At 62.3% G+C, this 11,216-nt stretch carries 11 protein-coding genes; 8 read left to right on the plus strand and 3 right to left on the minus strand.

The features are described from left to right. Nucleotides 1–96: 96 nt before the first annotated feature. Nucleotides 97–978, minus strand: a complete 882-nt coding sequence (locus ACWNZ1_RS22520) for a LysR substrate-binding domain-containing protein (RefSeq protein ID WP_265072662.1) — start codon at nucleotides 976–978, stop codon at nucleotides 97–99. Between the two features lie 216 nt (nucleotides 979–1,194). Between ACWNZ1_RS22520 and ACWNZ1_RS22525 the strand changes: the two genes are divergently transcribed. Next, nucleotides 1,195–1,959: a sulfite exporter TauE/SafE family protein gene (locus ACWNZ1_RS22525; RefSeq protein ID WP_265072663.1), complete on the plus strand. Its 765-nt coding sequence runs from the start codon at nucleotides 1,195–1,197 to the stop codon at nucleotides 1,957–1,959. Here ACWNZ1_RS22525 and ACWNZ1_RS22530 read toward each other — a convergent pair. After that, nucleotides 1,949–2,263, minus strand: coding sequence for a putative quinol monooxygenase (locus ACWNZ1_RS22530; protein WP_256454206.1), 315 nt, complete (start codon nucleotides 2,261–2,263; stop codon nucleotides 1,949–1,951). The genes ACWNZ1_RS22525 and ACWNZ1_RS22530 overlap by 11 nt on opposite strands. Before the next feature lie 202 nt (nucleotides 2,264–2,465). On the opposite strand from ACWNZ1_RS22530, the gene ACWNZ1_RS22535 reads away from it, so the two are divergent. The 3 genes from ACWNZ1_RS22535 to ACWNZ1_RS22545 all read left to right on the plus strand — a co-directional run bounded on the left by ACWNZ1_RS22535 (nucleotide 2,466) and on the right by ACWNZ1_RS22545 (nucleotide 5,076). Then, nucleotides 2,466–3,056 (plus strand): NAD(P)H-dependent oxidoreductase, encoded by a 591-nt coding sequence (locus ACWNZ1_RS22535; protein ID WP_456027893.1) that lies wholly within the window; start codon nucleotides 2,466–2,468, stop codon nucleotides 3,054–3,056. Between the two features lie 111 nt (nucleotides 3,057–3,167). Continuing rightward, nucleotides 3,168–4,079 carry a LysR family transcriptional regulator gene (locus ACWNZ1_RS22540; RefSeq protein ID WP_135843567.1) on the plus strand — a complete coding sequence of 304 codons (912 nt, stop codon included), beginning with the start codon at nucleotides 3,168–3,170 and terminating at the stop codon, nucleotides 4,077–4,079. Between the two features lie 103 nt (nucleotides 4,080–4,182). Continuing rightward, nucleotides 4,183–5,076, plus strand: a complete 894-nt coding sequence (locus ACWNZ1_RS22545; protein WP_135843568.1) for an NAD-dependent epimerase/dehydratase family protein — start codon at nucleotides 4,183–4,185, stop codon at nucleotides 5,074–5,076. A 123-nt stretch (nucleotides 5,077–5,199) separates the two neighbouring features. Here the strand turns inward: ACWNZ1_RS22545 and ACWNZ1_RS22550 are convergent, their stop codons facing one another. After that, nucleotides 5,200–6,645 carry a SulP family inorganic anion transporter gene (locus ACWNZ1_RS22550; RefSeq protein ID WP_456027894.1) on the minus strand — a complete coding sequence of 482 codons (1,446 nt, stop codon included), beginning with the start codon at nucleotides 6,643–6,645 and terminating at the stop codon, nucleotides 5,200–5,202. A 333-nt stretch (nucleotides 6,646–6,978) separates the two neighbouring features. Between ACWNZ1_RS22550 and ACWNZ1_RS22555 the strand changes: the two genes are divergently transcribed. From ACWNZ1_RS22555 to ACWNZ1_RS22570, 4 genes are all read left to right on the plus strand, one after another. Then, a complete protein-coding gene (locus ACWNZ1_RS22555; RefSeq protein ID WP_135843570.1) occupies nucleotides 6,979–8,328 on the plus strand; it encodes a GntT/GntP/DsdX family permease in 1,350 nt (449 codons plus the stop codon). Between the two features lie 22 nt (nucleotides 8,329–8,350). Continuing rightward, a complete protein-coding gene (locus tag ACWNZ1_RS22560; protein WP_256454209.1) occupies nucleotides 8,351–9,211 on the plus strand; it encodes a MurR/RpiR family transcriptional regulator in 861 nt (286 codons plus the stop codon). Nucleotide 9,212: 1 nt separating this feature from the next. Next, a complete protein-coding gene (locus ACWNZ1_RS22565; protein WP_256454210.1) occupies nucleotides 9,213–10,685 on the plus strand; it encodes an N-acyl-D-amino-acid deacylase family protein in 1,473 nt (490 codons plus the stop codon). A gap of 124 nt (nucleotides 10,686–10,809) precedes the next feature. Continuing rightward, nucleotides 10,810–11,178: a glyoxalase superfamily protein gene (locus ACWNZ1_RS22570; RefSeq protein WP_256454211.1), complete on the plus strand. Its 369-nt coding sequence runs from the start codon at nucleotides 10,810–10,812 to the stop codon at nucleotides 11,176–11,178. The last annotated feature ends 38 nt before the right edge of the window (nucleotides 11,179–11,216 follow it).

Raw genomic sequence — 11,216 nt, forward strand, 5'->3', positions numbered from 1 at the left:
TGAACTCCGAAAGGGGCAGAAGAGAACAGGCACCCTAACGCGCGGCATGAACGGGTAGATGCCTGTGCTCGACACCGGGCTATCCAGAAGCGCACATCAGTCGGCTAGATGCCGAGCCAGGGCCTTGGCGTAGGCCGGCAAACCTTCGAAGTTACGGGCGCACAGCAACAACGCCCGGTGCGCCCAGGCCTCTTGCAGCGGGACGTATTGATACGTGGACTCGGGCGGGCGGCGGGCGATGGCGGCCTTTGGCACGATGGCGATGCCTGCGCCATGGGCCACCATGCGAATCACCCCATCGAAACCGTCGGCGCGAATGCGGATTTGCATACGCATCCCGGTGTGCAGTGCCTGTTCTTCGAGGTAGATGGCCAAGGCGCTGGAAGCGTTCAGGCCGACATAATCGTGGCTGAGGGTCTCGCTGAAACTCAGCGCTCGACCGTCAGCCAAGGGATGTCCGGACGGTAGGATCAAGACCAGTGGATCGTCGCGAAAGGGCCAGGTCTGAAGGCCGGTGGTGTCCACTGCGTCGGACACGATACCCAGGTCCGCCGCGCCTTGGCGCAGCGCGTGGGTGATCCGTGAGCTGGGCAATTCCTGCAGGTCGATATCGAGGTTGGGGTGGTCCTTGAGGAAACCGGCCAGCAGCTCGGGCAGGTATTCGGTCATGGCGCTGGTGTTGCACAGCAAGCGCACCTGGCCTTTGACACCCCTGGCGTACTCGGCCAGATCCTGTTGCAAGCGTTCGGCGTGTTGCAGCAACACCCGGGCATGTTGTGCCAGTGCTTTGCCGGCCGGCGTCGGGGTGACGCCGCGCCGCCCGCGTTCGAGCAAGTCAATGCCCAGGGACGCCTCCATGGCACGCACTCGTGCGCTGGCGGCTGCCAGGGACAGATGGCTGCGGGCCGCACCGGCGGTGATGTTGCCGGTGTCGAGGATATTCAGGTAGAGGCGCAGGTCGGTGAGGTCGAAGTGCATGGGCAATGTGATCCTGTGCCGGGGTTCTGTGGTGGCTGATCTGGCGCCTTCGCGAGCAAGCCCGCTCCCACATTTGAAATGCAATCCCCTGTGGGAGCGGGCTTGCTCGAGAAGGCGGCGGTAGCACCCACAAAATTATTAGCCTCTTGCTGAAAGAGAGGCACCCTCAGTATATGACAGCTTTTCAAGCCAAAGACCAAGGCCCACGATAGCCCGATGAACACTCTCATCGCTTTCTATCAAAACCTCGGCCTGGCCCTTTCCCTGCTGGTCATCGGCACCTTCCTGCTGGCCGGCACCATCAAGGGCGTGATCGGCCTTGGCCTGCCGACTATCTCCATGGGCCTGCTCGGGCTGGCTATGGCCCCGACGCAGGCTGCAGCGCTGCTGATCATTCCGGCCACCCTGACCAACCTCTGGCAACTGGCTTTCGGCGGCCATCTGCAAACCTTGATCCGACGTCTGTGGCCGCTGCTGCTGGCGATTTTCCTTGGCACCGGTCTCGGTACGCTGTGGATCGGCATGACGGGAGGCGCTTGGGTGGTGCGGGCCTTGGGCGGGGCATTGTTGCTGTATGCGCTGAGCGGGCTGTTGCTGCCAACGCTGCGGATCGCGGCCAACGTTGAACGGTGGCTCGCCCCGTTCTGCGGGCTGCTCACCGGCATCATCACTTCCGCCACGGGGGTGTTCGTCATTCCGGCGGTGCCCTATCTGCAAGCGCTGGGTTTGAGCAAGGATGAGTTGGTGCAGGCCCTGGGCCTGTCGTTCACCGTTTCGACGATGGCCCTGGCCGCCGGCCTGTTGTGGCGCGGCGCCTTGGGCGGGGGTGAGCTAAGCGCTTCCCTGCTGACGCTGGTGCCGGCGCTGCTGGGGATGTGGCTGGGGCAATGGTTGCGTCAGCGCATCAGCGCCGTGCTGTTTAAACGGGTGTTTTTCATCGGCCTCGGCGTGCTCGGCGGCCATCTGCTGGTCAGCGGTTAGCCGAGGACGGGCTGAGCATGTCGACGCGACGGATTTCGAAGTCGCGCTCCAGGTAATCCATGCGTCGTTCGAAGAACTGCTTCATGTGCGGCAGGTTTGAATGCACATCCAGGTGCGCCTGGGAGGCCCAGATCTCATAAAAGATAAACAGCGTCGGGTCTTGCTGGTCCCGCAGCATGTGGTACTCGATGCAGCCGGGCTCGGCGCGGCTCGGTTCGACGTAGGCGCGGAACAGCGCTTCGAAGGCTTGGGCTTTTTCCGGACGGGTCTTGGCGTGCAGGATGAAACCGTGCAGTTCACTCATTGGGCGGGCTCCTGGAATAAAAAGTGTCACGGAGTCTGCAGCAATAATCGACTGGTCATTCGTGCGTATAGGTCAAATCAGTTTTGCCATTGTGGTGCTTATTCCGCGCGAAGCTCATCGGTACGCTGCCGCCATCGTTTTCAACCTTTCCGTTCGGCGGCCATCCAAATGGCCCACGCCGTGGAACCCGATGAGGCTCTCCATGAAAAAAGTCCTGTTGCTCAATGGCGGCAAACAATTCGCCCACTCCGACGGTCGCTACAACACGACCCTTCACGACACGGCGCTCAGCGTGCTGGACCGTGGCGGTTTCGACGTAAAAACCACTTTCATCGACGGCGGCTACGACCTCCAGGAAGAAGTCGCCAAGTTCCTCTGGGCCGACGTGATCATTTATCAGATGCCAGGTTGGTGGATGGGCGCACCCTGGACCGTGAAGAAGTACATCGACGAAGTCTTCACCGAAGGCCATGGCAGCCTCTACGCCAGCGACGGTCGTACCCGCTCCGATGCCTCGCAGAAGTACGGCAGCGGTGGCCTGGTGCAGGGCAAGCAATACATGTTGTCACTGACCTGGAACGCCCCGCAGCAAGCCTTCGACGACCCCACCGACTTCTTCGAAGCCAAGGGCGTGGACGCCGTGTATTTTCCGTTCCACAAGGCCAACCAATTCCTCGGCATGACCGGCTTGCCGACCTTCCTCTGCGTGGACGTGATGAAACGTCCGAACATCGAGACCGATGTGGTGCGGTATGAGCAGCATTTGATTGAGGTGTTCGGCCTGAAGGCGTGACCTGTCTTTTGCTACGTATCCCGATACTATCCTGTGGCGGGTGGGGAAACCTGCTCCCACATAGCGGGGATAAATCCCCTCGCCACACAAGATCAATCGACAGGGGGATACGTGAAAGCCAGATCCGACGAGTTGCAGATTTTCGTCTGCGTGATCGAGTGCGGATCCATCTCCGCCGCCGCCGAGCAGGTCGGGCAGACGCCGTCGGCGGTCAGTCGGACCTTGTCGCGCCTGGAGGCCAAGCTCGAGACCACGCTGATCAACCGCACCACGCGGCGCATGGACCTGACCGAGGAGGGCAAGTATTTCTTCGAGCAGGCCAAGGGTATCCTCGACCAGATGGATGTGCTGGAAGAGCGCTTGTCGTCCCGCCAGAAAAACCCCGCAGGACGCTTGCGGATCAACGCCGCGTCACCGTTCATGCTGCACGCCATCGTCCCGCACATCGAAGAGTTCCGCGGGCTCTACCCGGACATCCAGCTTGAGCTCAACAGCAACGACCTGATCATCGACCTGCTGGAGCAAAGCACCGACATCGCCATCCGCATTGGCACCCTCAGCGACTCGACGCTGCACGCCCGTTCCCTGGGTTGCAGCCCATTGCATATCCTCGCCAGCCCCGCCTACCTGAAGCAGCACGGCACGCCCTTGAGTGTCGCCGAACTGGCGAACCATGCGCTGCTGGGCTTTGCCCAGAACGAGGGCCTCAACCAGTGGCCGCTGCGTCATGTACACGGTGATCGCTGGCCGATCCAGCCGGCCATCAGCGCGTCCAGCGGCGAGACCGTGCGCCACCTGGCGCTGCAAGGGCAGGGGATTGCCTGCCTGTCGGATTTCATGACCCGCGAAGACATTCGTGACGGTCGGCTGAAGGTGTTGCTGGCCGACGCCAACAGCGGATATCGCCAGCCGATCAACGCGGTGTACTACCGCAACTCCCAACTGGCGCTGCGGATCCAGTGTTTCCTGGACTTCATCCAGGGCAAGCTAGCCGACTACGCCTCGCGGGAATTCAAGGGCTGATTCGTGACTTCAAGGCAAGAGTGATTTGGGCAATGTGGACTGTTTCGTCAAGAAGTGGTCCTCGATACTTGTTCCATCACTTACCTGGCCAAGGAGTTTGTCCATGAACGTATTCGTCACCGGCGCTGCCGGTTTTATCGGCGGCTCCATCGCCACCGGCCTGGTACGCGCCGGGCATCACGTCACCGGTCTGGTGCGCAACGCCGAGCAGGCGAGCGAACTGAGTGCGCTGGGCATCCAGCCGATCGTCGGCACCCTGGAAGACAGCGCGCTGCTCACCGCGCAGGCCCGTGCCGCCGACGCAGTGATCAATGCCGCCAGCAGCGACCATCGCGGTGCGGTCGAAGCCTTGATCGATGGGCTCAAAGGTTCGAACAAAGTGCTGTTGCACACCAGCGGTTCGAGCATCGTCGGTGACGCTTCGGGCGGTCGTTCCAGCGAGACCATCTACTACGAAAACAAGCTGCCGCCGCCCACCGCCGACAAGGCTGCCCGTGTCGCGATCGACAACCTGGTCTTGGACGCCGCCAAGCAAGGCGTGAACTCGGCGGTGATCTGCAACACCCTGATCTACGGCCACAGCCTGGGCGTCAAGCGTGACAGTGTGCAGCTGCCGCGGCTGCTCAAGCAGGCGCGTAAAAGTGGGGTGGTGCGGCATGTGGGGTTGGGGCAGAACATCTGGTCCAATGTGCATATCGAGGACGTGGTCGAACTGTACAAACTGGCCCTGACCCGCAACCAGCCTGGCACGTTCTACTTCGTCGAAAGTGGCGAAGCCTCGTTCATCGACATGACCACCGCCATGGCTCGTGCATTGATGCTTGGCGAACCGCAGGACTGGCCGTTGGCCGATGCCGAAGCCGAGTGGGGCTACGAAATGGCCAACTACGGCCTGGGCTCCAACAGCCGCGTGCGGGGTAAGCATGCCCGTGAGTTGTTGGGCTGGGCGCCGAAGCGGACTTCGGTGGTGGAGTGGATTCTTAACGAAATGGTGTGAGGCAGACATCGACTTGTGGGAGCGAGCTTGCTCGCGATGGCGTCGGGTCAGTGGTATTGAAGGCGACTGACACACCGCTATCGCGAGCAAGCTCGCTCCCACAGGTTTTGTGTTGGCATATCGTCAATCGTGATGCACACCCGCCCGCTTGAGCATCTGCTTGCAGCGCTCGGACAGGTGAAACACTCGCAGGTGTTTGCCGGCTTTGCCGTAGCGCTCGCGCAGGGTCTTCAGTGCGGTAATCGCCGAGTAGTCGACGAAGCTCAGGTGACGGCAGTCCAGGGTGACCAGGGGTGGGTCGTTGGCCGGGTCGAACTGGTTGAGGAACCGTGTCGTCGAGGCGAAGAACAGTGTGCCGTGCAGGCGATAAAGTTTGCTGTCGTCGGCTTCCAGGTGCGTGTCGGCGTACAGCTCCCGGGCTTGTTGCCAGGCGAAGTTCAGCGCCGCAATGACAATCCCGCACAACACCGCGACCGCGAGGTCGGTGAATACCGTGATGACCGTCACCGCGATGATCATCAGCACATCATTCTTCGGCACCTTGTTGATCACCCGCAGCGAGGCCCAGGCAAACGTCTGTTGCGCGACCACGAACATCACGCCCACCAGCGCGGCCAGCGGAATACGCTCGATCAGCGGCGACAAAAACAACACGAACAGCAGCACCATCAGCCCGGCCACCACACCCGACAGCCGCCCGCGCCCGCCAGAGCTGAGGTTGATCACCGTCTGGCCGATCATCGCGCAACCGCCCATGCCGCCGAACAATCCAGACGCCATGTTCGCCGCGCCCAATGCCACGCATTCACGGTCCGGATAACCGCGGCTCTCGGTGATTTCATCGGTCAGGTTCAGGGTCAGCAAGGTTTCCAGCAGGCCGACCATGGCCATGATTACCGCGTAGGGTACGACGATCTGCAGGGTTTCCAGGTTCCAGGGGATGTCCGGCAGCGCAAAGGCCGGCAAGCCGCCGGCGATGTGGGCCATGTCGCCCAGTGTTCGGGTCGGTAGGCCAAGCAGGTAGACCGCCAGGCCGATGCCGAGGATCGCCACCAGGGCCGGTGGCACGCTGCGGGTCAGGCGCGGCAGCAGGTAGACGATGGCCATGGTCAGCGCCACCAGGCCAGCCATCAGATACAGCGGGGCACCGCTCAGCCAACTCCCGCCGCTTTTGAAATGCTCCAGTTGGGCCAGCGCAATGACGATCGCCAGGCCGTTGACGAAGCCAAGCATCACCGGGTGTGGGACCATGCGTACCAGCTTGCCCAACCGCAACAGCCCGAAGGCCATCATGATCAGCCCGCCGAGCAACACCGTGGCCAGCAGGTATTGCACACCGTGCTGCACCACCAGCGCGACGATCACCACGGCCATCGACCCCGCCGCCCCCGACACCATGCCCGGCCGGCCACCGAACAGGGCGGTCAGCGTGCAGATGATGAACGCGCCGTACAGCCCCATCAGCGGGTTGAGGTGGGCCACCAGGGCGAAGGCGATGCACTCGGGAAGCAAGGCGAAAGACGTGGTGAGGCCGGCGAGGGCGTCGGCGCGAAGACGTGCTGGTTTCATGGTTTACCTGATTGGGCGCCGGTGGAGAGTCGGCTGCCGGGGGAGCGGTGCAAAAACAGGTGCGAATGGTACGGAATTGAGTGCCGCGCGACCAGTCATTGGCTGCCGGGGGGCTGCTTTGCAGCCCAGCGGGAGCTAGCTCCCTCGCCACAGAAGATCAATCCGGGGATGAAAGTTCGGTGGTGAATTTTCATTGCCGCTGCTTCGCGATATCCGTCAGCGACACTTCTTATCTGTGTACGAAAATTACTTTCAGTGCGTTTGAAGATTTCTCCTCGAAATGATTTATGAGTTTCACGACACATCGACGTGACCCCATTCGAGGAGTAACGCATGGCACCTGAATTCGGTTATTGGCTGTTGGTCTACGCGGCCATCGCGATCATTGCGCTGATCGTTCTGATCGCCCGCTACCGGCTCAATCCGTTCATCGTGATTACGTTGGTGTCCATCGGTCTGGCACTGCTGGCCGGAATGCCGCCGTCGAGCGTGGTGGGGGCGTATGAGGCGGGTGTCGGCAAGACATTGGGGCACATTGCGCTGGTGGTGGCCCTGGGCACGATGCTTGGCAAGATGATGGCCGAGTCTGGCGGGGCCGAGCGGATGGCGCAGACGCTGATCGAACGCTTCGGCGAGCGCAACGCCCATTGGGCGATGGTGTGCATCGCGTTTCTGGTCGGGCTGCCGTTGTTCTTCGAAGTCGGTTTTGTGCTGTTGGTGCCCATCGCATTCACCATCGCCCGGCGCGTCGGCGTGTCGATCCTGATGGTAGGGTTGCCGATGGTCGCCGGGCTCTCGGTGGTCCATGCGCTGGTGCCACCCCATCCGGCGGCGATGCTGGCAGTGCAAGCGTTCCAGGCCTCGGTGGGGCAGACCTTGCTCTACGCGATCCTGATTGGCATCCCCACCGCGATCATTGCCGGTCCCCTGTACGCAAAATTCATCGTGCCACGCATCCAGCTGCCGGCCGACAACCCGCTGGAGCGGCAGTTTCTCGACCGCGAACCCCGCGCCGACCTGCCAGGTTTTGGCGTGACCCTGGGGACGATCCTGCTGCCGGTAGTGCTGATGTTGATCGGCGGCTGGGCCAACCTGATCTCCACGCCGGGCAGCGGTTTCAACCAGTTCCTGCTGTTCATCGGCAACTCGGTGATCGCCCTGTTGCTGGCGACCATCCTGAGCTTCTGGACCCTCGGCCTGGCCCAGGGCTTCAACCGTGAATCGATCCTCAAGTTCACCAACGAATGCCTGGCACCGACGGCCAGCATCACCTTGCTGGTGGGCGCGGGCGGCGGTTTGAACCGGATCCTGGTGGATGCTGGCGTCACGCAACAGATCGTCGGTCTGGCCCAGGAATTCCAGCTGTCGCCGCTGGTCATGGGCTGGCTGTTCGCCGCACTGATGCGTGTTGCCACCGGCTCGGCCACCGTGGCGATGACCACGGCCTCGGGCATCGTCGCGCCGGTGGCGATCGGTCTGGGGTATCCCCATCCCGAACTGCTGGTGCTGGCCACTGGCGCCGGGTCGGTTATCTTTTCCCACGTCAATGACGGCGGCTTCTGGCTGATCAAGGAATACTTCAATATGACCGTTGCCCAAACCTTCAAGACCTGGACGGTACTGGAAACGCTGATCTCCGTGGTCGCGTTCGGCCTGACCCTCGGGCTTGCGCGTTTACTCTGAACGCAACCACACCGGAGCCGCCATGGACATCCTCTACCAGATCCGCTCTCGCCAGGATTCCTTCAGCGCTGGCGAAGGAAGAATCGCCCGCCTGATGCTCGACGACGTAGGCTTTGCCGCCTCCGCCAGCCTCGATGAACTGGCCCAGCGGGCCGAAGTCAGCAGTGCCACGCTGTCGCGCTTCGCCCGTACCGTCGGTTGTCGCGACCTGCGCGATCTGCGCCTGCAATTGGCCCAGGCCAGCGGCGTCGGCAGCCGTTTCCTCGACCCGGCCGGCGCGCCCGAGCAGTCGGCGTTTTATGGGCAGATTGTCGGCGATATCGAGTCGACCTTGCGCCAGCATCTGTCGGCGTTCGAAGAGTCACGGTTTGCCGATGCCGTGCGTCTGCTGGGCAAGACGCGGATGATTCATGCGTTCGGCCTCGGTGGTTGGTCGGCGCTGTGCGGCGAGGAGTTGCAGGTGCGGCTGGTGCGTTTCGGCTACCCGATTGCCGCCTGCCGCGACCCGGTGATGATGCGCATCACCGCCACCTCCCTGAGCGACGAACATCTGGTCATTGCCTGTTCCCTCACCGGCATCACCCCGGAACTGTTGGGCGCGGTTGAGCTGGCCCGCAGTTACGGTGCGGCCATCCTGGCCATCACCCGCGCCGACTCGCCGCTGGCCCGATTGGCCGACGTGGTGCTGCCGCTGCAAGGCGCGGAAACCTCGTTCATCTACAAACCCACGGCGGCGCGCTACGGCATGCTACTGGCCATCGATGTGCTCGCCACCGAGCTCGCGCTGGCCCGCCCCGAAGACAATCAAGAGCGCCTGCGACGAGTCAAACTCGCCCTGGACGATTACCGCGGCGGCGACGATGACTTGCCGCTGGGAGACTGACATGGTGTACGACACGCTTATCCGCAACGCGCTGGTCATCGATGGCAGCGACACACCCGGTTACCGCGCCGACGTGGCGATTCGCGCCGGTCGTATCGAGCGCATCGGCGACTTGCACGATGCCCGGGCCGTTGAAGAAATCGACGCCGCAGGACGGGTGCTGGCGCCCGGGTTCATCGACGTGCACACCCACGACGATACGGTGGTCATTCGCCAACCCCAGATGTTGCCCAAGCTCAGCCAGGGCGTGACCACGGTCATCGTCGGCAATTGCGGCATCAGCGCGGCACCGGTCAGCTTGCGGGGCGATCCACCGGACCCGATGAACCTGCTCGGCAGCGCCCAGGCGTTCGTTTACCCGCGCTTCGCTGATTATCGCGGAGCAGTGGAAGCGGCAACGCCGGCGGTCAACGTGGCGGCGCTGGTGGGCCATACGGCCCTGCGCAGTAACCACATGGACAATTTGTTGCGCACGGCCAGCGTCGGAGAAATCGCCGCCATGCGTCAGCAACTGCGCGAAAGCCTGGAGGCCGGTGCGCTTGGCTTGTCCACCGGCCTGGCCTATGCCAACGCGTTTTCGGCCTCTACCGATGAGGTCATGCAACTGACCGAAGAGTTGAGCGCCTTCGGTGCGGTCTACACCACTCACCTGCGCAGCGAATTCGAACCGGTGCTCGAGGCCATGGAGGAGGCGTTCCAGATTGGCCGTCATGCGCAAAGCCCGGTAATCATTTCCCACCTCAAATGTGCAGGCGCCGGTAACTGGGGGCGCAGTCCGCAGGTGCTCGCGGCGCTGGAAAACGCCGCTAAAAACCATCCTGTCGGTTGCGACTGTTATCCCTACGCAGCCAGTTCCTCGACGCTGGATCTCAAGCAAGTGACCGATGCCCATCGCATCACCATCACCTGGTCGACGCCCTATCCGCACGTGGGCGGTCGCGACCTCGCCGACATTGCCAGCGAGTGGGACGTGTCGTTGCTGGATGCGGCGCGTCGGCTGCAACCGGCCGGCGCGGTGTACTACGGCATGGATGAAAGCGACGTACGACGGATCCTCGCCCATCCGTTATCCATGGTCGGCTCCGACGGCTTGCCCGAGGACCCGTTTCCCCACCCGCGTTTGTGGGGCGCTTTCCCACGGGTGCTGGGACATTTCAGTCGTGACATCGGGCTTTTTCCGTTGCACACCGCCGTGCACAAAATGACCGGTCTGTCGGCGGCACGCTTTGGCCTGAAGGAGCGTGGTGAAATTCGTGAAGGCCATTGGGCGGACCTGGTGTTGTTCAATCCGCACACCATTCGCGACGTCGCCGATTTCAACGAACCGCAACGGGCGGCCGAAGGGATTGATGGCGTGTGGGTCAATGGTGTCTTGAGCTATCGCGAAGGGCAGGCAAACGGGTGTCGGGAAGGGCGGTTCCTGGCGCGCGAGGGCGATCTGCGCCAGGGGTTTAGTCCAGCGAATGGCGTGTAAGGAGCTGAGAATGTGTAAATTGGCGTCACAATAATGGCGTCGTGGCACTAAAGAAGCCGGGCCCAAGGCCGAAGCACTAAGGTCAACCCATCTACACTGGGTCTTTTCAGCCAGGGAGCAACCCATGAGCTTCGGTAAAACCACTCCGATCCTGCGGATCTTCGATGAAGCCAAGGCGTTGGCATTCTATGTCGACTTCCTGGGGTTTACCGTCGACTGGCAACATCGTTTCGGCGACGACTTCCCGCTGTACCTGCAAGTCTCCCGTGACGACTGCGTGCTGCACCTGTCCGAACACCATGGCGACTGCACGCCGGGTTCGGCGCTGCGGATCGAGACCGATGAACTGGAAGCCTTCCAGGCGCAGTTGCTCGCCAAACAATACCCCTTCGCCCGCCCGCAAATCCAAGCCATGCCCTGGGGTAGCCAGGACATGACGGTGGTCGATCCGTTTGGCAACCGGTTGGTGTTTACCAATGGGATCTGTGTGTAGCGGCGGCTGTTCGGGGGCGAGATGATCAATCCGTGGAA

The organism is Pseudomonas sp. CFBP 5748 (genome assembly GCF_053850495.1).

Excerpts from the sequence above, each read along its gene's own strand:
- ACWNZ1_RS22520 (WP_265072662.1), bottom strand. The coding sequence starts at position 978 with ATGCACTTCGACCTCACCGACCTGCGCCTCTACCTGAATATCCTCGAC.
- ACWNZ1_RS22525 (WP_265072663.1), top strand. The coding sequence starts at position 1,195 with ATGAACACTCTCATCGCTTTCTATCAAAACCTCGGCCTGGCCCTTTCC.
- ACWNZ1_RS22530 (WP_256454206.1), bottom strand. The coding sequence starts at position 2,263 with ATGAGTGAACTGCACGGTTTCATCCTGCACGCCAAGACCCGTCCGGAA.
- ACWNZ1_RS22535 (WP_456027893.1), top strand. The coding sequence starts at position 2,466 with ATGAAAAAAGTCCTGTTGCTCAATGGCGGCAAACAATTCGCCCACTCC.
- ACWNZ1_RS22545 (WP_135843568.1), top strand. The coding sequence starts at position 4,183 with ATGAACGTATTCGTCACCGGCGCTGCCGGTTTTATCGGCGGCTCCATC.
- ACWNZ1_RS22550 (WP_456027894.1), bottom strand. The coding sequence starts at position 6,645 with ATGAAACCAGCACGTCTTCGCGCCGACGCCCTCGCCGGCCTCACCACG.
- ACWNZ1_RS22555 (WP_135843570.1), top strand. The coding sequence starts at position 6,979 with ATGGCACCTGAATTCGGTTATTGGCTGTTGGTCTACGCGGCCATCGCG.
- ACWNZ1_RS22560 (WP_256454209.1), top strand. The coding sequence starts at position 8,351 with ATGGACATCCTCTACCAGATCCGCTCTCGCCAGGATTCCTTCAGCGCT.
- ACWNZ1_RS22565 (WP_256454210.1), top strand. The coding sequence starts at position 9,213 with ATGGTGTACGACACGCTTATCCGCAACGCGCTGGTCATCGATGGCAGC.
- ACWNZ1_RS22570 (WP_256454211.1), top strand. The coding sequence starts at position 10,810 with ATGAGCTTCGGTAAAACCACTCCGATCCTGCGGATCTTCGATGAAGCC.